37 protein-coding genes are annotated in these 23,611 nt (G+C 67.9%); 26 read left to right on the top strand and 11 right to left on the bottom strand.

The window, feature by feature from the left end:
* Positions 1-17 precede the first annotated feature (17 nt).
* Together AN233_RS11605 and AN233_RS16495 are read right to left on the bottom strand one after the other, a co-directional pair.
* Positions 18-617, bottom strand: coding sequence for a hypothetical protein (locus tag AN233_RS11605; RefSeq protein WP_058366942.1), 600 nt, complete (start codon positions 615-617; stop codon positions 18-20).
* On the bottom strand, positions 604-1,011 hold the full coding sequence (locus tag AN233_RS16495) for a winged helix-turn-helix domain-containing protein (RefSeq protein WP_218055091.1): 408 nt from the start codon (positions 1,009-1,011) through the stop codon (positions 604-606). Before AN233_RS16495 ends, AN233_RS11605 begins: the two co-directional genes overlap by 14 nt.
* A gap of 203 nt (positions 1,012-1,214) precedes the next feature.
* Here AN233_RS16495 and AN233_RS11595 point away from each other — a divergent pair, with 203 nt between their 5' ends.
* The 10 genes from AN233_RS11595 to AN233_RS11560 all read left to right on the top strand — a co-directional run bounded on the left by AN233_RS11595 (position 1,215) and on the right by AN233_RS11560 (position 5,652).
* The gene (locus tag AN233_RS11595) at positions 1,215-1,649 is read left to right on the top strand and encodes a hypothetical protein (protein ID WP_058366941.1); all 435 of its coding nucleotides are present in this window, start codon (positions 1,215-1,217) and stop codon (positions 1,647-1,649) included.
* On the top strand, positions 1,649-2,122 hold the full coding sequence (locus AN233_RS11590) for a hypothetical protein (RefSeq protein ID WP_058366940.1): 474 nt from the start codon (positions 1,649-1,651) through the stop codon (positions 2,120-2,122). The genes AN233_RS11595 and AN233_RS11590 overlap by 1 nt, the downstream gene beginning before the upstream one ends.
* The gene (locus tag AN233_RS11585; protein ID WP_058366939.1) at positions 2,115-2,507 is read left to right on the top strand and encodes a hypothetical protein; all 393 of its coding nucleotides are present in this window, start codon (positions 2,115-2,117) and stop codon (positions 2,505-2,507) included. Before AN233_RS11590 ends, AN233_RS11585 begins: the two co-directional genes overlap by 8 nt.
* On the top strand, positions 2,504-2,938 hold the full coding sequence (locus AN233_RS16490; RefSeq protein ID WP_125920023.1) for an HNH endonuclease signature motif containing protein: 435 nt from the start codon (positions 2,504-2,506) through the stop codon (positions 2,936-2,938). The genes AN233_RS11585 and AN233_RS16490 overlap by 4 nt, the downstream gene beginning before the upstream one ends.
* Positions 2,931-3,323, top strand: coding sequence for a hypothetical protein (locus tag AN233_RS11580; protein ID WP_058366938.1), 393 nt, complete (start codon positions 2,931-2,933; stop codon positions 3,321-3,323). Before AN233_RS16490 ends, AN233_RS11580 begins: the two co-directional genes overlap by 8 nt.
* A 158-nt stretch (positions 3,324-3,481) precedes the next feature.
* Positions 3,482-3,787 carry a hypothetical protein gene (locus AN233_RS11575; RefSeq protein WP_176696686.1) on the top strand — a complete coding sequence of 102 codons (306 nt, stop codon included), beginning with the start codon at positions 3,482-3,484 and terminating at the stop codon, positions 3,785-3,787.
* Complete coding sequence (locus AN233_RS18080; protein ID WP_245626064.1) at positions 3,780-4,529, top strand: HNH endonuclease; 750 nt, start codon at positions 3,780-3,782, stop codon at positions 4,527-4,529. Before AN233_RS11575 ends, AN233_RS18080 begins: the two co-directional genes overlap by 8 nt.
* Positions 4,522-4,749 carry a hypothetical protein gene (locus tag AN233_RS11570; protein ID WP_058366937.1) on the top strand — a complete coding sequence of 76 codons (228 nt, stop codon included), beginning with the start codon at positions 4,522-4,524 and terminating at the stop codon, positions 4,747-4,749. The genes AN233_RS18080 and AN233_RS11570 overlap by 8 nt, the downstream gene beginning before the upstream one ends.
* Positions 4,746-4,985, top strand: coding sequence for a hypothetical protein (locus AN233_RS11565; RefSeq protein ID WP_058366936.1), 240 nt, complete (start codon positions 4,746-4,748; stop codon positions 4,983-4,985). The genes AN233_RS11570 and AN233_RS11565 overlap by 4 nt, the downstream gene beginning before the upstream one ends.
* Before the next feature lie 394 nt (positions 4,986-5,379).
* Positions 5,380-5,652 (top strand): hypothetical protein, encoded by a 273-nt coding sequence (locus AN233_RS11560; RefSeq protein ID WP_058366935.1) that lies wholly within the window; start codon positions 5,380-5,382, stop codon positions 5,650-5,652.
* A 5-nt stretch (positions 5,653-5,657) separates the two neighbouring features.
* Here AN233_RS11560 and AN233_RS11555 read toward each other — a convergent pair whose 3' ends face one another.
* The gene (locus tag AN233_RS11555; RefSeq protein ID WP_058366949.1) at positions 5,658-5,900 is read right to left on the bottom strand and encodes a hypothetical protein; all 243 of its coding nucleotides are present in this window, start codon (positions 5,898-5,900) and stop codon (positions 5,658-5,660) included.
* 263 nt (positions 5,901-6,163) lie between these two features.
* On the opposite strand from AN233_RS11555, the gene AN233_RS11550 reads away from it, so the two are divergent.
* The 10 genes from AN233_RS11550 (at position 6,164) to AN233_RS17380 (ending at position 9,645) form a co-directional block, all read left to right on the top strand.
* Positions 6,164-6,709 carry a homing endonuclease associated repeat-containing protein gene (locus AN233_RS11550; RefSeq protein ID WP_218055090.1) on the top strand — a complete coding sequence of 182 codons (546 nt, stop codon included), beginning with the start codon at positions 6,164-6,166 and terminating at the stop codon, positions 6,707-6,709.
* Positions 6,706-6,909 (top strand): hypothetical protein, encoded by a 204-nt coding sequence (locus AN233_RS11545; RefSeq protein WP_058366933.1) that lies wholly within the window; start codon positions 6,706-6,708, stop codon positions 6,907-6,909. Before AN233_RS11550 ends, AN233_RS11545 begins: the two co-directional genes overlap by 4 nt.
* On the top strand, positions 6,910-7,035 hold the full coding sequence (locus AN233_RS18255; RefSeq protein ID WP_281176558.1) for a hypothetical protein: 126 nt from the start codon (positions 6,910-6,912) through the stop codon (positions 7,033-7,035).
* Positions 7,035-7,430: a DUF7344 domain-containing protein gene (locus AN233_RS11540; protein ID WP_058366932.1), complete on the top strand. Its 396-nt coding sequence runs from the start codon at positions 7,035-7,037 to the stop codon at positions 7,428-7,430. The genes AN233_RS18255 and AN233_RS11540 overlap by 1 nt, the downstream gene beginning before the upstream one ends.
* Positions 7,430-7,699, top strand: a complete 270-nt coding sequence (locus AN233_RS11535) for a hypothetical protein (RefSeq protein ID WP_058366931.1) — start codon at positions 7,430-7,432, stop codon at positions 7,697-7,699. Before AN233_RS11540 ends, AN233_RS11535 begins: the two co-directional genes overlap by 1 nt.
* A 51-nt stretch (positions 7,700-7,750) precedes the next feature.
* The gene (locus AN233_RS11530; RefSeq protein ID WP_058366930.1) at positions 7,751-7,999 is read left to right on the top strand and encodes a MarR family winged helix-turn-helix transcriptional regulator; all 249 of its coding nucleotides are present in this window, start codon (positions 7,751-7,753) and stop codon (positions 7,997-7,999) included.
* Positions 7,989-8,915 carry a helix-hairpin-helix domain-containing protein gene (locus tag AN233_RS11525; protein ID WP_058366929.1) on the top strand — a complete coding sequence of 309 codons (927 nt, stop codon included), beginning with the start codon at positions 7,989-7,991 and terminating at the stop codon, positions 8,913-8,915. Before AN233_RS11530 ends, AN233_RS11525 begins: the two co-directional genes overlap by 11 nt.
* Positions 8,912-9,049: a hypothetical protein gene (locus tag AN233_RS17385; protein WP_176696685.1), complete on the top strand. Its 138-nt coding sequence runs from the start codon at positions 8,912-8,914 to the stop codon at positions 9,047-9,049. Before AN233_RS11525 ends, AN233_RS17385 begins: the two co-directional genes overlap by 4 nt.
* A gap of 93 nt (positions 9,050-9,142) precedes the next feature.
* Positions 9,143-9,478 (top strand): hypothetical protein, encoded by a 336-nt coding sequence (locus AN233_RS11520; RefSeq protein ID WP_058366928.1) that lies wholly within the window; start codon positions 9,143-9,145, stop codon positions 9,476-9,478.
* On the top strand, positions 9,475-9,645 hold the full coding sequence (locus AN233_RS17380) for a hypothetical protein (protein WP_176696684.1): 171 nt from the start codon (positions 9,475-9,477) through the stop codon (positions 9,643-9,645). Before AN233_RS11520 ends, AN233_RS17380 begins: the two co-directional genes overlap by 4 nt.
* Positions 9,646-9,656: 11 nt before the next feature.
* On the opposite strand, the gene AN233_RS11515 is transcribed toward AN233_RS17380, so the two are convergent.
* A complete protein-coding gene (locus tag AN233_RS11515; RefSeq protein ID WP_058366927.1) occupies positions 9,657-10,871 on the bottom strand; it encodes a site-specific integrase in 1,215 nt (404 codons plus the stop codon).
* Between the two features lie 183 nt (positions 10,872-11,054).
* Between AN233_RS11515 and AN233_RS11510 the strand changes: the two genes are divergently transcribed.
* On the top strand, positions 11,055-11,447 hold the full coding sequence (locus AN233_RS11510) for a thioredoxin family protein (protein WP_058366926.1): 393 nt from the start codon (positions 11,055-11,057) through the stop codon (positions 11,445-11,447).
* Between the two features lie 67 nt (positions 11,448-11,514).
* On the opposite strand, the gene AN233_RS16895 is transcribed toward AN233_RS11510, so the two are convergent.
* The 3 genes from AN233_RS16895 to AN233_RS11500 form a co-directional block, all read right to left on the bottom strand.
* Positions 11,515-11,883 carry a RidA family protein gene (locus AN233_RS16895; RefSeq protein WP_125920022.1) on the bottom strand — a complete coding sequence of 123 codons (369 nt, stop codon included), beginning with the start codon at positions 11,881-11,883 and terminating at the stop codon, positions 11,515-11,517.
* A 171-nt stretch (positions 11,884-12,054) separates the two neighbouring features.
* The gene (locus AN233_RS11505) at positions 12,055-12,972 is read right to left on the bottom strand and encodes a DUF106 domain-containing protein (RefSeq protein WP_058366925.1); all 918 of its coding nucleotides are present in this window, start codon (positions 12,970-12,972) and stop codon (positions 12,055-12,057) included.
* 105 nt (positions 12,973-13,077) lie between these two features.
* Entirely contained in the window at positions 13,078-13,701 is a 624-nt protein-coding gene (locus AN233_RS11500; protein ID WP_058366924.1) for an adenylate kinase, read from the bottom strand.
* Between the two features lie 155 nt (positions 13,702-13,856).
* Here AN233_RS11500 and AN233_RS11495 point away from each other — a divergent pair, with 155 nt between their 5' ends.
* The gene (locus tag AN233_RS11495) at positions 13,857-14,681 is read left to right on the top strand and encodes a DUF63 family protein (protein ID WP_058366923.1); all 825 of its coding nucleotides are present in this window, start codon (positions 13,857-13,859) and stop codon (positions 14,679-14,681) included.
* A gap of 111 nt (positions 14,682-14,792) precedes the next feature.
* Positions 14,793-17,939, top strand: coding sequence for an FAD-binding and (Fe-S)-binding domain-containing protein (locus tag AN233_RS11490; RefSeq protein WP_058366922.1), 3,147 nt, complete (start codon positions 14,793-14,795; stop codon positions 17,937-17,939).
* Positions 17,940-18,139: 200 nt separating this feature from the next.
* Here the strand turns inward: AN233_RS11490 and AN233_RS11485 are convergent, their stop codons facing one another.
* From AN233_RS11485 to AN233_RS11470, 4 genes are all read right to left on the bottom strand, one after another.
* Positions 18,140-19,126, bottom strand: coding sequence for a DUF5787 family protein (locus tag AN233_RS11485; protein ID WP_058366921.1), 987 nt, complete (start codon positions 19,124-19,126; stop codon positions 18,140-18,142).
* A 43-nt stretch (positions 19,127-19,169) separates the two neighbouring features.
* Positions 19,170-19,745, bottom strand: a complete 576-nt coding sequence (locus tag AN233_RS11480) for a hypothetical protein (protein WP_058366948.1) — start codon at positions 19,743-19,745, stop codon at positions 19,170-19,172.
* A 56-nt stretch (positions 19,746-19,801) separates the two neighbouring features.
* A complete protein-coding gene (locus AN233_RS11475; protein WP_058366920.1) occupies positions 19,802-20,419 on the bottom strand; it encodes a hypothetical protein in 618 nt (205 codons plus the stop codon).
* Between the two features lie 91 nt (positions 20,420-20,510).
* Positions 20,511-20,957, bottom strand: coding sequence for a bis(5'-nucleosyl)-tetraphosphatase (locus tag AN233_RS11470; protein ID WP_058366919.1), 447 nt, complete (start codon positions 20,955-20,957; stop codon positions 20,511-20,513).
* Between the two features lie 242 nt (positions 20,958-21,199).
* On the opposite strand from AN233_RS11470, the gene AN233_RS11465 reads away from it, so the two are divergent.
* The 3 genes from AN233_RS11465 to AN233_RS17375 all read left to right on the top strand — a co-directional run.
* On the top strand, positions 21,200-21,532 hold the full coding sequence (locus tag AN233_RS11465; RefSeq protein WP_058366918.1) for an uS10/mL48 family ribosomal protein: 333 nt from the start codon (positions 21,200-21,202) through the stop codon (positions 21,530-21,532).
* Between the two features lie 148 nt (positions 21,533-21,680).
* Complete coding sequence (locus AN233_RS11460; protein WP_058366917.1) at positions 21,681-22,961, top strand: amidohydrolase; 1,281 nt, start codon at positions 21,681-21,683, stop codon at positions 22,959-22,961.
* Between the two features lie 109 nt (positions 22,962-23,070).
* Positions 23,071-23,611 (top strand): 2Fe-2S iron-sulfur cluster-binding protein (locus AN233_RS17375; protein ID WP_058366916.1); only part of this gene is annotated, 541 nt, incomplete at its 3' end.

Genomic DNA, 23,611 nt, shown 5'->3' with positions numbered 1-23,611 from the left:
GCTTCTGGATGGGCGTGCTAGATATCGGGGCCGTGTTCTGAGAGCCACCGAGCCTGTGCCATGTCCTGATTTCGGTATCGGTTGACGTGGGTCGCGACCTCACTGCGGTTCGTGAGGTCGAGCACGTCAGCAACCTCGGCATGCGTCCGGTCCGCCTCGACGAGTGCGACCACCTGCGCTCGCTTCTCGGGGACGCCCCCTTTCTGGTGGAGCTCTACCATGAACGGCATGTCGCCGAACTCCTGGTCGACGTCCACGCGACGGACGTGGACGCCCGCAGTCACCTCGTTCGGTTCGACGGCCACGATCGTTTCGCTCGAGCAGGTGTCGAACCCCGACTCCGTCGGGGCGAGATCGCCGAACTCCTCCTCGAGGCGAGTGACACCGAACCCGTACTGCTCCCAGAGCCAGTCGTCGACGATCTCTCGCGTCGAGACGTCGTCGCGGATCTCGCCTTCGCGACAGCGGTCCGGGTCATGCGCCTCGCAGTACAGCCCGCCATCCTCGCCACGGGCGACCGCCGGATCTCCACACTGGCCACAGTGTCGGGCGTAGGGATTGTCGCGAGGGTCCTCGTCCGGCGTCTCCGCGACGTGCGACTTGTCAGTCTTCTCCATCCTCATCACCCTTCAGTGCGGCTTGTGCGGCGCGGGCGTTCTCCTCGGCCTCGGCACCGTTCACGTTCGTGATCGCCTCGATCGTCGCCTCCAACCACTCCTGCGCCGACTCGATCCGCGCCTGCAGGTCGGCGACCTCGCGCTCGAGCTCCGCGACGTCGTCCGCGGTCGCGTCGGCCCGGTCGACGTCGTCGCGAGGGTCGTCGACGAGCTCCCACAGGCCGCGGGCGAGGTTCTCGACGTGGCCGTGCTCGTCGAGGCGGCGGAGGCGCTGGTTGATGTACGTCTGCTCGACCCCCGTCCGCTCCGCGAGGTAGCTGGGGGACGCCCGCCCCTCGCGGAGTTCGTCGAGGATCTTTCGATCCGCCTCGTTCAGTTGGCGTGGTTCAAGCACTGATGCGGCTTTTGTCGCCATGGACTAAGTAACCATTCATAGCTTAAGTAATTATGGTTAGTGCTACTCTAAAGTTCTAACCAATGGTTAGACTTAAGTCAATGGCCGATAGAGTACCTAGTAGGAAGCACGGGACGCGGTCACCGCAGAAAGTGGCCCGGCGCGCCACAACGCGCCTGACCGTGCTGTCCACTAACGACAGCATGAGCGATCACAACCCGCACGCACTAACGTGCATCGGACTCGAGGAACCGGAGCAGATAGACGACCTGGCGCAGCTGCAGGTGGGCGACCGCGTCCTGATCGACGAGCGCCGGCGGCCGCAGACCGTCGTCGCGACCGGCACCCGCACCGCCGGCATCGAGGGGCGCGACGTCGAGGAGCGCGTCCCCGTCGTCCGCGTCGAAGGCCACTGGGCCGGCGCGGCGACCGTGGAGATGACCCACGACGTGACGCTGACCGAGATCGCGGACGACCTCGTCAGCCAGCGCGTCGTCCCCGAGGGTGAGCGCGTCGGCCCCATCGTCGCGATGGACGGCGTCGGCCGCGAGCTGGAGGTCCGCCGGACCCACGTCGCTGGCGCCGACGCCCGGGCGCAGCTCGAGCAGGATGGCGGTCGCGAGGAGGTGTCAGCCTGATGCAGAACCTCAACATCTCCGCCCGCAAGCGGCTCTCGAAGGTTCAGCGACCTTACGTCGAAGGGTTCGACACGACCCTGGCGGACGTGATGCACGACTACCTCCCGGAGGACACGCAGAGCCGCCACCTCGCCGCCGCGTTCGCCGAGGCCGAGCACGCGCTCCAGGAGCGCGAGGACGCGCTCGAGTACGACGACGTCGCGAGCGGGCTCGATCGTGAGGTCCAGGGCAAGCTCCACTGGGCGCTCGAGAAGCGCACCCGCGAACGCGTCGCGGAGCTGTGCGTGGAGACGATCGAGGACGCGGCCGCGGACGTCGACGATCGCGATCCCGAGTACGAGCAGAAGCTCCGCGAGGCGGCTGCCGAGGCTCGCGAGTGGCTCTCGATGAACACGAACCCGGCCGAGCGTGCTGACGTGCCCTACGGACCCGAGGAACTCCCCGACGTCGAGGAGGTGGCGGTCGATGCCTGAGGGTGCCGTCGACAACGACTTCGACGAGGCGGAGCGCCCCTACGAGGAGCGCCTCGCGGATGCGCTCGCGGACGTCCAGACCGAGCCACTCGAGCAGGGCGTCGCGATCGACGTCGTCACGCGGCAGGCCGTGTTCGTCCGGCAGTGCAAGTACGACACGCTCGAGGCGCACTACGAGGCCGAGGGGTACGACCTCGCGACGTACAAGATGCACCCGTACCTTCCGGGGATCGGCCCGGACAACGCGGTCTACGAGTGTAGCTACATCGACGCGAACCCCCAGAACGCGCACAAGCAGGGGAAGACATACGACTTCCCGAGCGCCCGACTGATGCACCTGCCGCTCGAGCAGTCCTGGACGGACGCGGAGGTTGGTGAGCTATGACAGAGTCGCCGTGGAAGGACGAAGGGAGGCTTCGCAGGATGCACCACGAGGAGAGGATGAGTCTCGAAGCAATCGGCGACGTGCTGGGGTGCCACCGCCAAACAGTGTACTACTGGATGAAGAAACTCAACATCTCTCGCCGAAGTCACTCAGAAGCAGTTGCGCGTGGTGTTCGGAAGCGCCCGTCCACGTACCGGACTACGGAAAGAGGGTACGAAGTGTGGCGTTCATCGAGTGGGCGTTCAAACAAGAAGGTGAAAGTCCACCGACTCCTCGCTGTCTCGGAGTTCGGGATGGAAGCTGTGGAGGGTAAGGTAGTCCATCACCAGAATGGCATTCCGTGGGACAACCGGCCAGAGAATATAGAACTGCTGACGGCCGAAGAGCACATTCGAGTCCACAAACCGTCTGTGGGGTGGGACGATGTCTGACGACGACACCGGCCACGCGTCCGCGGTCGCGGCACAGCTCCGGCAGGCCGAGGAGAACGGCGACATGCCGGAGTCGACGGAGGGCCACTCCGTGCTGCGGACGGCCGTCGACGGCGACCGCCTCGACGCCAGCAACCCGCTCGACTACCTCATCACGCTCGCCCTCGAGGGCAAGCGCTACGACGGCAACTGGGACGGCGACGATATGGGAGTCGCGAAGTGGGTGGTCGCGCAGTGGCAGCAGGAGATCGGCTGGGCGCCGGACCTGACGCCCTTCGAGCCTGGCGCGCAGGTGCCACGCGGCGCCGACCTGGGCAGCTGTGACGCGGTCTTCTACGAGTCCGCCCGCGCCGGTCGCGACGGCCAGGAGGTCGCCGATGAGTGACGGCTGTCGCTACTGCGACGGGCGGACGTCTCACCGGCCCGGCTGTCCCCGGGAGTTCGACCGCAGCTTCGCACTGCGCGGAGGCCGTGATGAGTAGCGCTCGCGAGGGCCGCACCCCGCAGCTGGGCGAGCGCGGGGCGGCCGCGCTGACCGAGGTCATGACCGTCCTCGAGGACCTGCCCGCGGTCGCGGGCGACTCCGAGCGCCTCGCCGTCGTCTCCGGGAGCGGCCGGCAGTACGAGGTCGACCTCCGAGCGGAGACGTGCACGTGTCACGACATGCTCCACCGGCGGCCTGACAGGGGTTGTAAGCATATTCTAAGAACGCTATTCTCAGTAGGAGCGAAGCCAATTCCTGCCTGGGCCGACCTGGATGCTGTTGATTCTGAGCTAGGTCGCCATACCCGTGGCGACGTTCTGGTCAAAACTCAGCACGGGAAGACCGAGGTGTTCACGCGTGACTGAACAACCGTGGCGCGACGAGGATCGGATGCGAGATCTCTACGTCGACGAAGAGCTCACGTCTCGAGAAGTCGCGGAGCGACTAGGTTGCAGCAAAAGCACTGTTCTAGATTGGCTCGACAAGCTGGGCATCCCGAAAGACCCGGCGTACGAAGTCCATGACGGCGAATGGAAAGATGAGGGCCGCCTTCGTCAGATGTACCTCGTCGAGGGCAAACCAACCTCACAAATCGCCGAAGAACTCGGTTGCACTACATCGGTTGTCTGCAAGTACATGGACCGCTTCGGCATCGAGCGGGAAGGGAGAAAAGCACGAAAAGATGTCCCATTCCGCGATGAGGACACACTCAGAACACTGTACTGGGATGAGGGAATGTCGATTCCAGAAGTCGCAGACGAAACTGGGTCGTCCGCCACAACGATACGGAAATGGATGGATCACTACGGGATCGAACGCCGCGATCATGCAGATGCAGCAGCTTCCGCGGTGCGCGTCGGATATGCAACATTCACCACGGGATCAGACGGGTACGAGTTCTGGCAGTCGCGAACCAAAGATGGGCTCAAACACCTCTACGTCCACCGGTTATTGGCCGTTTCTGAATACGGCTTCGATGCCGTGTGTGGCCAAGTCGTTCATCACAAGAATGAGGTCAAGTGGGACAATCGGGCCGAGAACATCGAAGTGATGGACACGAGAGAACACACTCGGCTTCATCAGAACGGAGGTGGTGCCGATGCGTGACCTGCCGACCATCGAGTACGTCACCGCCGAGGGCGTCCGGCGCGAGCTCTCGCTCGAGCGGTGCCCGGACGCGCCGTGGCGCGCGGTGCTCGTCGAGCGCGAGGACCGCGGCGACGGCCTCGAGCACGTCGGCACCCAGCCGCTGCGCGAGCTCCGCGTCGACGGCGAGCCCGTGACGCCGGTCGCGGCCGGGATCGCGGAGGTGTTCCGCGGCCCATGAGGTCGTTCGCTGCCGCCGAGACCCACTTCTGCATCGTGCCCTCGGGCTCCCCCCCGAGCGTGGACGGGCTCGCGATCTCCGAGCCGAAGTACCTCGAGTGCGACGAGTGCGGCGCTCGCGTCCGGATCGACCCGGCCGACCAGACGCAGACGACGATCGACAACCTGCCGCACGACCGCGGCTGCTCGCAACGCGACGTCACGAGTAGGTACTTCGCGGAGACGTTCGTGCGGTAGGTCGTCGACAGCGGTGGTTGTTCAGAGACGCAACCACTCACTCCCCACCATTGCTCTCAAGCTCTTCTAACCCTGTTTGTCGTAGCTGGTCTGCTGGCGTACATCGTCCTAAAGCACGTTAGCAGTTCTCGGTAATCGGGGCGAAATTCGTAACTTCGTAGCGGGCACGAACCTCAAGAAAACCTGACGAGAGCGTATACGGCGACCAGCCCGACATCAAGGTCTCCACGCTCGGTGACCCGATACCGATTGAGGACCAGCTACGCGACGCCCTCCAGCGTGGTCTCTCGCCGCACGAAGCCGTCGCTCGCATCGGGGTACTCCGCACTGCGCTTTTACTTCCACTTCGGACAAGAATCTCTATTAAGTATCCCCTGGCAGTCGTGTCAGTCGCATGTCGACGCCACAGCCGGTGCCGCCGGAGCCGCCGTCCGCGAGGATCGACGCCGACGAGATCGTGACCGTCGATCGTGACGCGACGCCCGACCGGTGGCGCTACACCTGTCCGTACGGGCATACCGATTGGGACCGCACCAACAATCACGCGTGGTGTCCGGCGTGCCGTCGGCTCAACGAGGCCGGCTTCGACGTCGACCCCGAGCACTACGAGATCCTCGACAAGAAGCGACACGCACTGATCCCCTGGGACCAGGTGGTGTTGGAGTGACCCGCCTACTCCCGCGGCTCGAGCTCGGCCGCGTCGAGCTCCTCGTCGAGGAAAGCTTCGCCCTCCAGAGTCAACTGATAAAGACCCTCAACATCGGCAACACGGCCAACAAGGCCGTAGGATCGCAACTTCGACAGCCGGACAGACGCGTGGCTGCGGGAGGTCACCTCCAGGTTATCGAGGGCCTGGGGGGTGAGGTTCCCGTAATCGCGCATCGTCTCCATGATGCGCTCGTCGACGGGCTGCATCCAGTCCGCGCGCTGCCTCGCCACAGTACCAACGGCTGTCGTGGTGCTCATAAGCGTGTCTGTAGCTCATTCTTGGGTGGCACTCCGTATGAGTCTACTGGTAAGTCCGTATGTTAGAACTTGTATTCCGTTAGTAAGCTATTTGTAGGTGGCGCAGTAAGTGGTAGTTGACCTGGCCTTGCGGGCGTGAAAACCCGCCGGCGTTGGCGCGCCGACGGCTGGGTCACCCTAGCAGGACCCTCTCACGAGGGTTTCGGATGACCATGAGCACGTTAGATAACCGGGGTCAAAAATCCGATCCCAACGATAAGCGGACAGAAACCAAGTACGTCCGCCGAGAGATGAGCCCGTCCGCGGTACCGTACATGCGGACTGAAGTCAACAACTACGGCCACGTCGTCTGGCGGCAGAAGACGTCGAACCAGAAGAACGTCTCAGTTCCGGTCCATAGACTACAGTACGTCGCTGAACACGGGATCGACTCTGTCTCGGGTAAACACGTCCACCACAAGAACGGGATCCCGTGGGACAACCGGGTCGAAAACCTTGAACCGATGTCCCCGAGTGAGCACTCCCGACATCATGGCAGAGGGGACGATGTTAGCGACACCGAACTTCTCGCAGATCTGCGCGCAGGTGCCGCAGTCCTAGACCGCCGCCCGCGCGTTAGCGATGTGAACAACTGGGGAAGCTACTCCAGCTCAACGTACTACAGGCGGTTCGGTTTCGACTGGGACGAGATCTGCTCGGCTGCAGGTATCGACGAGAACGGAGACATCGAGAGCACCTGGTGGGAGGCTCAAGAATGAACGAAACCGCCAACGACGGTAGTAGCGTAGACCTTCTGACAAGCGACGGCCGTAACTACGACGGCGACCACGTCCCGGCACCGGCCGGGCACGCGCCACGTGTAGAGCTGCAGGTGAGCGCTGACCGCGAGCGCTGGCGCCTCCAAGAGGACGGCCGCGAGGAGGCGTGGATCGAGTTCTCGCCCACGGGGGCGATCTAGATGCCCTGCCAGAAGTGCGGCACGGGCAACGTCTCGGGCGTGTGCAAGGAGTGCAAGCTGCTCGCCCGGATGGAGGCCGAGCAGGAGAGCGGGATGTACGCGGCCCCTGAGGAGGGAGAGGAGTGATGTCGGCCCTCGGAGCGGTTCGCGAGCGTCTCGGCCTACGCTGGAGCGAGGATAACCCGGGCGCGCGGATTGCCCTCGACGACGGGTTCGAGGTGCTGCGCAACGAGCGGCGCCGGCGGACCGTCCGCTACATCACGGAGGAGGCCGGCGAGGAGTGGGACCTCAACGAGGTCGTCGCGTACATCACCGAGCTGGAGTTCGGCCCGGACTACTCGAGTCAGGAGCGCAAGCGCGTGTACGTCTCGCTCTACCAGACGCACTTCGACACGCTCCGCAAGGCGGGCGTCATCGAGCCGGTCGACAGCGGGACCCACATGTACCGTGCCGGGCCCGCAGCCGCGCCGTTGTACGAGGTCCTCGAGACTGCTGGCGACGTGCTGGGGGGTGGGGAGTAATGTCGACCACCGCAGTCGACCTCGAGGAGATGCTCAACGCGCAGTCGACGACGCCCGCAGACGAGCGCAACCGCTGTCCCGGCTGTCTCACGGTCAGTATCCGCAAGCGCGTGCCCAAAAACGCGAGCGAGCACTACCGCGGTGCCGACCCCGAGCAGCCCTACTACTGCCCAAGCTGTGACACCGGCTACGAGGCGCCGCTGCGTCCGCGGGACGATGCGTACCCCGAGCTCGACGAGCGCGGGCGGATCGTCGGAGGGGATGACTGATGCGCGCGACCATCCTCGGGCTGGCCGCCACCGGGCCGGAGGTGCGGGCCGATGGTGAGTAGGTCCGCCGCCTACCCGCACGTCGTCGACACGGCCGTGACTGCCGCGCTCGACGAGTTAGCGGAGCGCGGCACGGCCACCGGGCCGGAGCTCGTCGAGGCGGTCGGGCTCAATCCGTCGACCGTGCGTGAGGGGATCCGGCAGGCCTGCGACGCCGGCGAGATAGCGCGGCGGCCGTGCCCGACGGATCCGCGGATGACCATCTACTCGCTGGCGGAGGAGGGCGACGATGGCGAGTGACGAGCTCGACGCCACGACGGACGTCGTCACACTCGCGGAGCACGTCGACGGGCTCGGCGCCGCGGGCGCGAGGCGGCTCGAGGACGCCGGCATCGAGACGGTGTCGGACATCCTCATCGCCGACGAGGGCGCGCTCATGGACGTCCCGTACGTCTCCGCGACGCGGGCGGCGACGATCCGCGAGGTCGCCGAGCAGGTCGCCGGCGATCCAGATCCTCGCGAGGTCGACTTCGAGGCGACCGAGTCGGTCGTCCGGGAGTCCGCGCTCCCGCTCGCGGTGCGGCGCGGGGAGGCAGTACTGACTGGTCGGCCACGTCGGTCCGGGACGTACCACACTACGGACTGCCGCGTCGTCACACAGGTCGGAGCAGACCTCGAAGAGCGATCGTGGGAGTACGTCGACGATCACGACCTGTGCGAGTGTGAGCACTGCGCGGGCGAGTGGAGCAACTACAGCGAGGAGGCTTCCGAGCCGGAGCCGCTCGCGGAGTCGCCCGGCGAGGTCGTCCTCGAGGCGACGCTAGGCGAGCGACTGCAGATCACGTTCGCGAACGGTACCTCGTGGGCCACAGACCATTACGTCTGCGAGGTCGAGGAGCCGGTCGAGTGGGAGACGCCCCTTGGTGAGAACTGGCAGACGCGCCGGATCGGCATCGAGTCAGGAGCCGGCCAAGAGATGACCAAGGACCTCGTCGCGACCGGCGACGGTGTCTGGCTCTACGGCGACCGCGGCGGTCGCCCCTACCGTCGACTCGAGGAGGTGGAGACGGTCGCGGTCGTCGGCCGCGTCTCGTCGGCCAAGTACCTCAAGCTCAAGGGTCGTCAGGAGCGGGCGAACGCGGAGGCACAGAAGCCCGAGGGTGACGACAGCTGGCAGAAGTACACGCTCGAAGCGCAGGAGGGCGAGACCGCATGAGCGAGACGAGCGCTCGCGACGAGATCCGGACCGTCATCCAGCGGCACGCGGCCGAGCTCGACCCCGAGGATCTCCGCGACATCGCGGGCGACCTAGAGTCGACCGCCGAGAAGTGGGGTGGGATCGATGTCTGAGGGCAGCGGTCCCGTGCGCTTCTCCGTCTGGTGGTTAGTGGCGCTCGCGCTCGCGACGGTCGTCGGCCTGGTGATCGAGGCGGTGATCCTGACGTGAGCCGCGCCGACGCCCGGACGAGCTACCACGTCGACGAGCAGCTCCGCATCCGGCGCTCGTCGATCACGAGCGTTCGCGGAGCGTGGCGCCGCGGCGACCGCCTCGACATCCCCGACGAGTCCCCGGTCCCCGAGCACGACGAGGCGCGCTACGACGCCCGCGCGGACGTCGTCATCTTCCGCCGCGAGGACACGCTCGTCACCGCGTACGGGCTCCTCCCGGAGTACATCACCACCATCTACGGCGTCGCGGTCGCGGCCGCCGTCGACGCACAGTATCAGACCAGCTATCTGGCCGACATCGACGCGGCGAATCTGGAGGAGATGGGATGAGCACGACGACAGACACCCCGGGAGACGAGACGGACAGCTGGGAAGCCATCGCCGAGGAGCGCGACCTCCTCGAGGAGATCGTCGAGGACGACGGACCGTTTGCCCCGGAGGCCCGGAAGCTGCTCGACGCGCTCGATGCCGACGAGTCGTCAGAGGGTGATGCCTAATGGCGCCGACGTCACTCGGAGACAGAGTCGAGCCGCTCGAGGACCTCGGGATCGTCGAGACGCTCGGCGAGCGAGAGGAGACGGATCGCCTTCTCCTCGTCGAGCATTGCGAGCTGCTTGTTGAGCCGGTCCTGCCGGCGGTCCTCGGCTTCGACAGCCTCTTGGTTGAGCGCCTGACCGCAGCGCCGGCACCGACTCCGGTCGGCCTCGTTGAGGAACTCGCACCGGACGCACTCCTGCATGGTGGGCGTGTTGTCGTCGACGGAGACGTCGACGCCGTGGGCGGCCGCGATCGCCCGGTCGTTCGCGCTCCCGAAGACGGCGATGTACCGGGCGGCGTTGTCCGACCCACGAGTCCAACCGTGGTGGTCCTCGAGGAAAGCCTGGTTGACGTTCTGGCTGGCGAGGTAGCTCGCGGAGGACTTCCGCAAACGCGTCGGGGTCGGCTTCGCGGGCAGGGTCGTGTCGGCCTGCCGGCCGATGCGGTAGAGGGTGTCGCGGAGGTAGTTGCGCGAGACACGCGTGGGCGTCTGGAGGCGGCTCCAGAGGTAGTCCTCGGGACCGCCCGGGTGGCGCTCGAGCCAGTCGCTGACGTACGGGACAGACTTGACGATCGTCGGCGAGCGCGAGCCGTTCTTGCCGTTCTCGATCGAGACGCGGAGGCCGTACTCGCCGTCGGTGATGTTGTTGACCTGGAGCTCGTGGAGCTCGGAGGTCCGTGGCCCGAGGTCCCAACAGAGGGCGATGAGCGCTTCGTCGCGGACGTTGTTCGCGGCCGCGATCATCGGCTTGATGTGCTCGTCCCAGGTGAGCATCTTCGCTGGATCGGGCGCAGGGTCGTAAGTGCTGGAGTAGCCGGCGGGGACCCACTCGAGCGACTCGGGCGTCTCGTCGACGCCGAGAGCGTGGCGGCCATACGCGCGGAGGCACTTCCGGTAGCCCCGGTTGGTCTCCTCGTTGTCGTACTCCCGGTTGATCCAGCGGACGATCTCCTCGGCAGCCTCGCGGTCCTCGAGGGCGTCCGCGAGCCCGCCGACCTCGCGAGCCATCTTGACGCCCCGCATGAGGACGTCGCTGTGCTGGCTGGGAGAGACCTCGCTTTGCCCGAGCAACTCCATGTGTCGGTGGGCCTCAAGCAGCGCCTCGGCGTCAGCTTCGGACATTCCATCACGATTCTGACACCGCTTGACGTTGCGAGCGACGGCCGACTCCGGCTGGTCGGTCATACACAGGGGGTATATCACTGGCCATGTAAACATGTGGTTCGGAGCCCGCCCCGGCCACTCCACTTCTCGTTCGGCGCCTACCCCTCGAGCGGCCGCACTCTTCCCGGAGCGGCCGCCGTACCGACCGCAGCCGAACGGCCGCGCCGACTGTTTCCTTATCAGTCCGCGGCGCCTACAGCCCCCATGAGCGAGACGACGACCGCGGACGACGCCGACCGCCCGGACGCGAACCGCCCGGTCGACCTCTCGGGCGGCGAGGAACTGGACGCCCTGCTCGCCGACTCGGAGTGGTCGCTGGTGATGTTCTACACGAAGGGCTGCACGCTCTGTCAGTCGATGCACCCGATCCTCGGAACCGTCGCGAAGGTCGCGGACGTGGCGGTCGCGTCCGTGAACCCCGGCGACGACCTCGACCTCGTGGCCGACTACGACGTACGCAGCGTGCCGACGCTGGTGCTGTTCGAGGGCGACGAGCCGGTCGACCGGATCGCGGACGGGTTCGTCGGCGCCGAGCGCGTGCTGGCGCTGATCCGCGAGCACGCGCCCGACCGCGTCCCGAGCGAGGAAGCAGAATAAAAAGGCTCCGGCGAGATCCGGCTTTTCCGAGACATCGTTGTCCGAAATAGCCCGTCGGTAGACCCGCTTATTGGTCTCTTGAACTGTCACCTGAGGACGTGACTGAAACTACCTGTACTTCTGGAAAGAGAGCAGTTTCACGATAGAAATCCGAATAGGTCTGAGAGTACGTAACCTCATAATCGGGATACCAAGCAGCGAGTGTTTGCTGGATATCATTGATCTGATCGAGGTTCTCGGGTGTGCTGAGAAATGCGTTTGTCAACACGGGGTTACCACCCTGTTCGAGGGAGACATCAGCGACGGAGAACTCATGATCAGCGAGTAACTGCGCTATCCGGTCAAAATCCTCGTCGGTTTGCTCCGTAGGTGTAGTGGGAAAGAGATCGACCTCTAAAATCGTCGGTTGGACGTCTTCGTCGTGGCTGTTAGACATACACCGCGATGGCCTCCAGTCTTTGTTAAACGTTTGGTAGATTGGCTGTACTGAGCGATTGAACGTGGGGAAAGCACTCAGCTGAGACGGACCACCCTAGAGCCACTACACCGGGCCGAAACCCCCGCTACAAAAAAAAATCCCGGAATCGGACCGACCGCGACCGCCGCCCTACGAGGAGGACGGCGACATCTGGATGTTGAGGCTCTTCTGGACGATCTGGGTGAACGCCATCGAGCAGAGGAAGTACCAGACGATCCACATCTGGATGGGGCCGACGATGCCCGCGGTCCACTCGACGGTGCCCGCGATGGGGACCACGAGCTGGCCGAGCTCGTACTGGGCCTCGCTGCCGCGGTAGCCGACCGCCCAGTACATCCAGAGGAACGCCGGGATGGTGAGGAACATGATCCAGACCATCGGGCGGAACTGCTCTTTGAACATGCCGAGCTGGTCGCCCATCGCCTCCATCTGTTCCTCCTGGATCTGGTCGAGCGCCTCCTGGTCGTCGCGCTCCTTTGCCTCCTTGCGGCGCTCCTGGATCTCCTTCATCCGGTCCTGATACTGGCTCATCCGCTCCATGTCCATCAGGCCGGCGCGCAACAGCGTGGAGTAAAGCCCGGTCGCGAGCGCGACGACCATCACCACCACGTAGAAGGGCACGACGTTCAGGAGCGGGCCGAACACGAGGTCGACCGCGCCCGCGATGATGTTCCGAACCGGCTCCATCATGTAGCCGACGAAGAAGCCGACCGTGACGAGCCCCGCCAGTTTGTCCCACTTCGACCACGAGGCCCCCTCTGGGGTCTCCGTGTCCGGCCCAGTCGAGGCGGCCGAACCGGAGTCGTCTTCTTCGGGCTCCAGTCCGGCCGCGATGGCGTCGCGGTCGGCGAGCGCGAAGCCGGACTCGCCGTCGACGAGCACACCCTTCTCGATCAGCCGGCCCCACTGCCCGCTGGTGATATCGTCGCGAACGTCGACCCACTTGACCTCGCCGTCGGAGGCGCGGTCGAGGACCGCCTGGATCGCCTCGCGCATCTCCCCGTCCTCGGCGACGAGGGCGCGAACCTTGCGTTCGACCTTACTCATTGCCGCGAGGTTGGCGAGGGACGGTTAAGAACCTTGTAGTTCGGCGCGCTCGGGCGGGACGGCCCGGTAGTGGCTCCGCCAGGGTTGAGCGCGCCGGCGCGACGCCTACGACTCGACCACGTCGGTGATCTCGTCGAAGACCTCGTCGGGGGTGCCCTCGCCGTCGACTTCCACGAGGACGCCCTCGTCGCGGAAGTGCTCGATGACCGGTTCGGTGTTCTCGCGGTACACCTCCAGCCGCTCGCGGGCGGTGTCCTCCTGGTCGTCCTCGCGCTGGATCAGCTCGCCGCCGCACTCGTCGCAGACGCCCGCCTCCTCGGGGGGCTGGAAGTCGACGTGGTAGTTGGCGCCGCACTCGTCGCAGACGCGACGACCGGTAAGGCGGTCGACGAGCACGTCCTCGTCCACGTCCAGGTAGATGACGGCGTCGAGGTCGGTGATCTCCGAGAGGTACTCCGCTTGGTCGAGGTTGCGCGGATAGCCGTCGAGCACGAAGCCGTCTGCCTCGGCGAGCGCGGCCTCGACGATCTCGTTGACGACCGGGTCGGGGACGAGTTCACCCGCTTCCATGAACGAACGGGGCGTGCCGTACTCCGTCTCCATGTCCTTGTTCGCGCGGAGCGCGTCGCCCGTGGTGACGTGTTCGAGGTCGTACTCCTCGGCCAGCTTCTTGCTCTGGGTGCCCTTCCCCGCACCGGGGGCACCGAGCAGAAGGATACGGTGGCTCATGTGTGGGCGCTCGCCGGCCGCACGTAAAGCCTTGAAGATACGCGACGAGCTTCGCCGGAACCGAGCCGGTGTGCGGGCGGCATCCGACCCCGGACACCGCGAACCGCCGCGTCCGACCCGAAACCCTTTCACGCCGAGCGGTCCCGGCTCCGGGCATGCAGCTGCTCCCCGAGGGGTTCGCACTCCCGCCGCTGCCGTACCTCGCCGCGTTGGTCCTGGCGCTCGCCGCGGTGGGAGCGGGCCTCCGCGCCCGCCGGCCCGCCGTCACCGAGCGGACGGTCCTCGCGTTCGCGCCGTGGATCGCGGTCGGCTCGTGTCTCCACGTCCTCCACGTCGCCGGCGGGCTTCCCCCGGTCGCGCGGCCGCTCGGGGGGACGCCCGCGGTGTACCTCACCACCGCGGCGGCCGCCGGTGCGGTCTGGGTGGCGGCCGATGTCACGGAAGGTACCTCCCCCGAAACGGACCGCGTTCCCGCACTGCTCGGTGGCGTCGGCCTCGCGGCGTTCGCGCTCGCGGCCGCCGCGACGCTGCTGGCCGGCGCGGAGGGCGGGACACTCTCGCCGTTCTGGCCGGCCGTCGCGCTGGCGCTGTCTGTTCCGACGGCGGCCGCGACGTGGCTCGCGGTCGTGCGCGCGGTCCCGCGGGCGGCGGTCACGGGCGCGGTCGGCGCGCTGGCGACGTTCGGCCACGCGCTCGACGCGGTCTCGACCGCGGTCGGCGTCGACGTGCTCGGCTTCGGCGAGCGGTCCCCGCTTTCGCGGCACATCATGGACGCGGCGGCCGCGCTTCCGACTGCCGACCTCATCGGCGTCGGCTGGCTGTTCGTCCTCGTAAAGCTCGCGGTGATCGCCGGCGTCGTCGCGCTGTTCGCCGAGTACGTGGAGGAGGACCCGGCCGAGGGATACCTCCTGCTCGGCTTCGTCGCGGCCGTTGGGCTCGGCCCGGGCGTCCACAACCTGTTCCTGTTCACGGTCGCCTGACCGCCCCGCACCGCTTGATCGCCGCGCACCCACGGCCGCGACGGCGCGGCGTCCCCGGCGACGCCCGCCCCGTCGGTGAGACTTTTGGTCCGTCGGAGCGTTGCTCGGAGCATGTCAAGCGACGCGCCGGGGACCGGCGCCGCCGAGTCGGGGACCGCGGGCGGAGCCGTCGACCCGGTCGACCCGCGGACCGACGCCGACTTCGACTACGTCGGCGGCGAGGTCGAGCGCCCCGACCTCGTGGCCGCGCTGGAGGAGCGCGTCGAGGGCGACGTGCGCTTCGACGCCTACTCCAGGCAGCTCTACGCCACCGACGCCTCGGCGTACGAGGTGACGCCGGTCGGTGTCGTCCTGCCCGAATCGACCGCGGACGTGGCCGCGGTGCAGTCGTACTGCGCGGCAGAGGGGGTCCCGGTGCTCCCCCGCGGCGGCGGCACGTCGCTGGCGGGCCAGACCGTCAACGAGGCGGTGGTGCTCGACCTCTCGCGGTTCATGGACGAAGTGGTCGACGTGGACCCCGAGGCGGGCGTCGCCCGCGTTCAGGCGGGCGCGTACGTCGGCGACCTCAACGCCGCGGCCGAACCCCACGGGCTCAAGTTCGCGCCCGACCCCGCGTGGCGCGACAAGTCCGCGGTCGGGGGCGCCATCGGCAACAACTCCACCGGGTCGCACTCGCTGAAGTACGGCAAGACGGACCACTACGTCGAGGAGGTCGAGGCCGTGCTCGCGGACGGCACGGTCGCGACCCTCGGCGAGGTCACGGTCGAGGAACTCCGCGAGGACGCGGACCTCGAGGCGGACGACCTGTTGCCCCGGATCTACGCCGAGGTCGTCAGGATCCTCGACGAGGAGGCCGAGGCCATCGAGGCGCGCTACCCCGACCTGAAGCGGAACGTCTCCGGCTACAACCTCGACCGCCTGCTGGCGGAGGCGCGCGGCGAGTACGGCGGGGAGGGCGTCGTCAACCTCGCGCGCCTACTGGCCGGGAGCGAGGGGACGCTCGCGACGGTCACGGAAGCGACCGTCTCGCTGGTCCCCATCCCGGAGACGAAGGCGGTCTGTCTGCTCACCTACGACGACCTGCTGGACGCGATGGAGGACGTGGCGCCGGTTTTAGAGCACGACCCGGCCGCGGTCGAGGTGATGGACGACGTGCTGCTCGGACTGGCGCGCGACACCGAGGAGTTCGGCGACGTGGTCGGCATGCTCCCGGACGGAACCGACTCGGCCCTCCTCGTGGAGTTCTACGCGGAGAGCGACGACGACGGCCGGCAGAAGGTCGCGGACCTCGTCGCCGACCGCGTCGGGGGTCCGGAGGGTGGCGGGCCCGACGCCGACGCGCCCGACGCCGACACGCACGGTCCCGACACCGCCGCGGACCCGACCGCCGGCGCGGCCGACACGACCGCGGCCCCGCGTCGCGCCCGCGACGCGATGGAGGCCCACGACGAGGCCACCCGCGACCGCTTCTGGAAGATGCGGAAGGCCGGCCTCCCGATCCTGCTGTCGCGCACGTCGGACCGGAAGCACATCTCCTTCATCGAGGACTGCGCCATCCCGCCGGAGCACCTCCCGGAGTACACCCGCGAGTTCCAGAAGATCCTCGCGGACCACGACACCTTCGCGACGTTCTACGCCCACGCCGGGCCGGGGGTACTCCACGTCCGCCCGCTGATCGACACGAAGAGCGCGGACGGCGTCGCGGCGATGGCGTCCATCGCGGAGGAGGTGACGGATCTGGTGGTCGAACTCGGCGGCGCCGTCTCGGGCGAGCACGGGGACGGCCGCGCACGCACGCAGTGGAACAGAAAACTGTACGGCGAGGACCTCTGGCAGGCGTTCGGGAGCCTCAAGACCGCCTTCGACCCCGACTGGTTGCTCAACCCCGGAAACGTCTGCGGCGAGACGGACATGACCGAGCACCTGCGGTTCGGCGCCGGCTACGCGTTCGACGCTGACTTCGACACCGCGCTCGACTGGCCGGAGGAGAACGGCTTCCAGGGAATGGTCGAGCTCTGTCACGGCTGCGGGGGCTGTCGCGGCCCGCAGGAGACGACGGGCGGCGTGATGTGTCCGACGTTCCGCGCGGCGGAAGAGGAGGTACAGTCGACCCGTGGCCGCGCGAACGCGCTCCGGGGCGCGCTGTCCGGGAACCTCCCGGACGACCCGACGAGCGACGAGTTCGCGACCGAGGTGCTGGACCTCTGTATCGGCTGCAAGGGCTGCAAGAAGGACTGTCCGAGCGAGGTGGACATGGCGAAGCTCAAGGCGGAGGTGGAACACGCCAGACACCAGGAGCACGGATCCTCGCTGCGGGACCGCATGCTCGCGGGGTTCGAGGCGCTGGCGCCCATCGGGTCCGCGCTCGCGCCCGTGGCCAACCGCCTGCCGAAGCTCCCCGGCGCGGGGACGCTCCTAGAGAAGACCGTCGGCATCGCGGCCGACCGCGACCTGCCGACCTTCCGGCGCGAGAGCCTTCGCGACTGGTTCGAGAAGCGCGAGGGGGCGAGCGTCCCGCTCCGGGACGCCGACCGCAAGGTGCTGCTGTTCCCGGACGCGTACACCACCTACGTCAACCCGAGCGCCGGGAAGGCGACGGTCGCGCTCCTCGAAGCCGCGAACTGCCACGTCCGCATGGCCGAGGTGCCGGGGAGCGGGCGCCCCGCCCACTCGAAGGGGTTCCTCGACCGCGCCCGCGAGACGGCCGAGGCGACGATGGCCGAACTCGCGCCCGCGGTCGCGGACGGCTGGGAGGTCGTGGTCGTCGAGCCCTCCGACGCCGTCATGCTCCAGAGCGACTACGCCGACCTGCTCGGCGGCGCCGCCAGCGACGTGGACGACGACCGCGTCGCGGCAGTCGCGAGCGCCACCTACGGCGCGCTGGAGTACGTCGACGCGCACCGACTCGACGAGGCCCTCGCCTTCGACGCGCCCGGGGAGACGCTCACCTATCACGGGCACTGTCACCAGAAGGCGACGAGCAAGGACCACCACGCCGTCGGCGTGCTCCGCCGCGCCGGCTACGACGTGGACCCCCTCGACTCGACCTGCTGCGGCATGGCCGGCACCTTCGGCTACGAGGCCGAGCACCTCTCGATGAGCGAGTCCATCGGCGCCATCCTCGCGGAGCAGGTCGGCGACAGCCCCGGAGACACCGTCGTCGCGCCCGGCAACTCCTGTCGGTCGCAGTTGGAGCACCTCGGCGTCGAGGCGGAGCCGCCGCATCCCGTCGAGAAAGTCGCGGCCGCGCTGCGCTGAGAGCTTTTTCTGTCCCTGTGGCGGGCCATTTCTGTCCCTGTGGCGGGCCATTTCTGTCCCTGTGGCGGGCCATCTTTGTCCCCGGCTGCGTCCAGCGTCCGACCATTTATCAGGGAAACCGCGGCCAACTCGGGTCGGGCGTCGGACGGGCTGTGCCGAGGTCGGAGGGGACAGTCGCGGACGGGGCGCCGCGACCAGTCTCAGCGCCGGAGCGTCCGGTATCGGGCGCGGCGGCGGCGGTTCGCCAGCAACTGCTGTATCCCCTTTCCGGGCCCGCCCTCGATGGGCCAGCCCTTCGTCCGCCACTGGGGCGGCTCGGGAGCGAAGGAGCCGCAGGATCCGGCGCACTCGCGCGCGGTCGGGACCCGGCCCTTGGCCGTACAGAAGGGCACCACGGCGTCGCCCGCCCGCCGGAGCTCGAAGTTCCGGCAGTCCGGGCGCATCGTGTCGTGGTAGGAGCGCCAGCCGCGGCCGTAGGCGCGCTCGGCGAGCACGAGGCGGCGGCGCTCGGCCGCGGCGTCGCGGTCGCCGGTCGGCGCGAGGCCGCTCGGCAGCCACTCGACGCGGGCGGCGTTCGCCGCGACGCCGTCCGCGAAGTCGGTGACGAGGATGCCGGCCTCGACCGGCATCTCGCGCAGGAGCGCGCGCTCCACGCGCCCGCCGGTCGCGGAGGTGGCCAGCCACACCTCATCGGCGAGGGCGGTCGCCACGTCGTGGTCGAGCTGGTCCGACAGCGCCGCGGCCGCGCTCGCGTCGAGGTCGGGCTTGTTCTCGACCGCGACGATCCGCCGGACCCAGTCCGGATAGGGACGCTTGCGCCGGAGCTCGATCCGGCCGTCACGCTTCCGTTTCTCGATCAGGTCCCGGTCCGCCGCGCGGTGGACCGCCTCCCGGACGTAGCGCCAGGGGTAGTCCGGCTCGGGGAGCGCCTCGCGGTACCACGCCCACTCCGCGGACGCGTTTCTGACGACGCCCAGCAGGTCCGAGTCGAGCGCCGCGTCGCCGAACTTTCGGCGCTGTCGCAGTCCCTCGGGATCGACCTCGACGACCACCGTGTCCCAGCGGCGGCTCCGGGTGCCGATCTGTCTGCCGACGACGATCGGACGCGGCCCCTCTGTCGGGTGCCACGCTCGCTCCGCCCACCGGCAGACGAGTAGTTCGTAGCCGAACTCGGAGTCGGGGTCCACGCTCGCGGTCCGATAGCGGCCGCCCGGAGAAAAAGCGGTCGGCTCAGTCGGCCAGGCGGAACGACTCCACGAGACGTTCGCCGAGCCCGTACAGGTACGCCTGCCCCCAGATCCCCACGATCACGGCGCCGGCGGTGTTGAACATCAGGTCGCGGACGGTGTCGTCGAGTCCGAACTGCGCGAGGGGCATCCGGATCCCCGTTCGGAAGGAGATCACGTCGAGCGCGAACTCGAACAGTTCCCAGACGACGCCGAACGCGAGCACGAACAGCACGACGAAGACCGCGAAGAACTGAGTCGGGAGTCGGACCTCCTCGTGGTGCACGTCGATGGCACGGACGCCGATGTATCCGATCGCGGCGACGAACGACGCGGACGCGGCGTGCGTGAGGTGGTCCCACCAGCCGAGGCTGGCGTACAGCCCCGCCGACCCGAGGGTGTGTAGCACCACGGCCGTCGTGAGCCACAGCGTGAGGAAGGGGTCGAGCGCCACCCGCGAGTTGCGCTCGAAGACGGCCGGTGCGAGCGTCACTCCCAGCCCGACGAGCGAGTTGGTCACCGCCTTCGGCTGGTTAGCCCAGATCCCCCACGCGAACAGCACGACGAGGGCGCCCTGCATCGCGCGCGTGAGGCGACGCTGCGTGTCGCCCGGCAGCCGGCCGCGGAGCCGGTCGATCACAGCTCCACCCCCTCCTCCGTTTGGAGACGGCGACGGAGCACCCTGTCGCGCCGCCGGAAGTAGAGGTCGAAGAGGACGCCGGCGGCCAGTCCGGCGACCGTCACCCACGCGAACTCGACCATCAGCGTCTCGTTGTCGGCGAGGTAGCTCGTCCCGATCGTCCGGTCGAGGTTCCAGCGGACGATGGTCCACAGCGCCACCGAGGAGAGCGTCGTCACCACGACGAGCGCGACCGCGAACCAGTGGGTCACCCGCATTCGGGAGAACATGTCGAGTTCGACCACGATGAGCAGCGCCAGCGCCGCCAGCGACAGGTAGGTCGCGAACGTCCCCAATTCGACTGTCGGCGTGAGCGCGCCGCGGACCGCCACTGGCAGCGCGGCCAGCAGGAGGAGTTCCCACGGGAGCATGACGCGCCGGTCCCGGCGCGCCAGCGGCGGCAGGAGCATCACGGCGAGGACCGTCCCCGAGAGGAGGGACCACTGGTAATCGAGCGTGATCACCGACTCGCCGAGCGTCAACACCGTGAGGGCGACGATCATCCAGCCGATCGCGGCGTTCCGTCGCGTATCACGGAACAGCGAGGCCAGTACGTCGTCGCGACTCTCGGACATAGGAGTACCTCGGAGAGAGCGCATTTCAGCCTTGTCGTCGGGAGACGCCCCCCGACAGCTGACCGTCTCCCTCGTGGAGTGGCCCTCCCGGTCAGACGTAGCCGCTGTCCGACTCGGTCTTCTTCTCGTCGAGGAAGTCGTGGGCGTCCTCGAGGATCTCGCGGGGGCCGTCCTGCGTGATCGTGTTGATCGCCTGATCGTAGTCGCGCCACTGGAGGTCGCGGTGTTCCTTCGACAGCTCCGCGCTCGCCTCGAAGGAGTGCGCGACGAACAGGTGGACCGTCTTGTGGATGGTCTTGCCGTTCGCCTCGAACACGTAGTCGTACTCCTTGCGGAAGCCGTCGATGAGCCGGAAGTCCTCGATTCCGGCCTCCTCCTGCACCTCCCTGATCGCCGTTTGCTGGAGCTCCTCGTCCCCCTCGACCCCGCCTTTGGGGAACTCCCAGTCCCCCGGCCGGCTCTTCAGGAGCAGGTACTCCCGTTCGCCGCGGGTGTCGCGGAAGAGGATGGCTCCAGCGCTCGTCGCTTCGACCGTCATTGGCGAAAGGTAAGCGACCCCATGTAAAGAGGGTGTCGGACCGCGGAACGAACTGCCTCCTTCGGACGCGATCCGTCGGGCGACGACGTGGCCCGCGTCCCGCCGTTCGCGGGAGTTCGACACCGATCGTGTGTCCAACACCGCTCGGCTTCGCCGCCGGGCGCGTGGTGGGCGCTCGCACGCGAGCCGGGGGTAGGTGCGCTTTTACCCCTCGGGAACGCACGTGTCGGTAACTCCCGCTCATGACCTTCGTAACCAAACTCGCGTTCCAGTCGGGGGACCGAGACGTGTTGGAGGAGACCGTCTCGGCGCTCCGCGACGAGATCGAACGCCGCGGCGCGGAGTGTAAGGGCCCGCACTCCTCGCCGCCCCAGGAACTCCGCGTCCCGCTGTACAAACGTCTCGGCGCTGGCGACCAGTTCCCGTCGTGGGACTACTCGGTGTACGCCCGGTCGATGGAGATCCACGGCGCCGACGACATCGCCGCGGAGGTCGCCAGCCGCGACTTCCCCGACTCCATCCACGTCGAGATCGAGATCGACCGCAAGAAGCCGCTCGGGCACCGCCGCGACTGAACCGGTCGCGGTCGGCGTCGTCGAGGCGGACGCGTCGGTCGTCGTGGCGGGGTCGCGTCGGCCGTCGCGGGGAACGACCAGTCCCTCGGATCCGCGACGGCTCTGCCGCTGCTCGTCCATTTATGTCCTCTCGTCGCTACCTCCGGGTATGAGCGCGACAGCGACCGACCGCTATCGACAGTTCCGCCGCGACCTCCACCGCCACCCCGAGCCCGCGTGGTGCGAGTTCTACACCACCGCCCGCATCGTCGAGGAGCTCCGCGAGCGCGACCTCGACGCGCTCCACGTCGGCCGCGACGCGCTGGCCGGCGGGGAGCGACTGAACGTCCCCGACGAGGCGACGCTCTCGGAGTGGTTCGAGCGCGCCCGCGACGCCGGCGCCGACCCCGACGTGCTCGACCAGTTGGAGGGGGGCTACACCGGCTGCGTCGCGGTCGTCGAGCGCGGCGCCGGGCCGACGGTCGGCCTCCGCGTCGACATCGACGGCCTCCCGATCACCGAGTCCGAGGACGGCGAGCACGTCCCCGCCGCGGAGGGGTTCCGATCGGAGAATGAGGGGCACATGCACGCCTGCGGGCACGACGCGCACGCGACGATGGGGCTCGGAACCATCGACGCAGTGCTCGACTCCGACTTCTCGGGCACGCTGAAGGTGTTCTTCCAGCCCGGCGAGGAGCAGATCGTCGGCGGCAAGCCGATGGCGGAGTCAGGTCACCTCGACGACGTGGACTACCTCTACGCGGTCCACATCGGGCTCGACCACCCCTCGGGCGAGATCGTCTGCGGCGTCGACGGTTTCCTCGCGGTGCGGCACTTCCTCGCGGAGTTCACTGGCGAGCCGGCCCACGCGGGCGCCCAGCCGGAGGCCGGCCGCAACACGGTGCAGGCGATGGCGAGCGCGGTCCAGAACCTCTACGCCATCCCGCGCCACTCCGACGGCCCGACGCGGGTGAACGCGGGAATGGTCGGCGGCGGCACCGCGACGAACATCATCCCCGAGGAGTCGTTCATCGAGGGCGAGGTCCGCGGCAAGACGACCGATCTGGCGGACTACATGTACGAGAACGCCGAGCGCGTGCTCGATAACGCGGCGGGAATGCACGACTGCGAGTTCGAGGTGGAGCTGCTCGGGCAGGCGCCGAGCGCCGAAAGCGATCAGGAGCTGGTCGACATCGTGGGCGAGGTGGCGCCGGAGGCCGCGGACGTGACGAACCTCGTCGAGCGCGCGGATCTGGGCGGCAGCGAGGACGCGACGTTCCTGATGCAGCGCGTGCAACAGCAGGGCGGGCTCGCCTGCTACGTCGGTGTCGGCACCGACCACCCCGGCGGGCACCACACCTCCACGTTCGACGTGAACGAGGCCGACCTCGACCGCGGCATCGCAGTGCTGTCGGCGGCCATCGAGCGCGTGGCCGAGACGCGGCCCTGAGCGCGGTCGTGAGTGTGGCCGGGGATAGCAGCGCCGGCGTCGCGTCGTCGGTCCCACGCAGCGGGACTCGGACGAAGGCTCTTACACGCGAGACCACTACGGGACGCTGATGGGGTCGCCCTACGACGTGCTGGGGATCGAGTCGGACGCCGACGACCGCGAGGTGGAGCGCGCCTACCGCGAAGCGGTCAAGGAGACCCACCCCGACCACGGCGGCACGCTGGAGGAGTTCCAGCTCGTCAGGACGGCCTACGAGCGCATCACCGACGGCGACTGGACGGAGAACGGCGAGGGAGCGTTCGACCCCGAGGACGTATCGGTCCGCACGGAACCGCAGGCGCGGCGCGTGGACTTCCTGAACTACGAGGCGGTCGAGGACTACGGCTGGGACCTCGAGGACCCCGACCTGTTCGACCGCGCCGCCGAGGCGAACCTCCCCCCGTCGGACTTCGGCCGCGTACTCGTCGAGCCCGACCAGTCGTTGCTGGAGGCCGCGATGGAGAAGGGGTACCGCTGGCCCTACTCCTGTCGCGGCGGCGCCTGCGCGAACTGCGCGGTGGCGGTGATCAAGGGCGACATCTCGATGCCCGTCGACCACATCCTCACGGAGGACCTCGTCGACCGCGGCTTCCGGCTCTCCTGTCAGGGGA

It is taken from the genome of Haloparvum sedimenti, from assembly GCF_001462205.1.
In the GTDB taxonomy this organism is placed as follows: Archaea; Halobacteriota; Halobacteria; order Halobacteriales; family Haloferacaceae; genus Haloparvum; species Haloparvum sedimenti.
The sequence above is the reverse complement of the archived record's forward strand: the minus strand, read 5'-3'. Positions and strand labels throughout refer to the sequence as shown.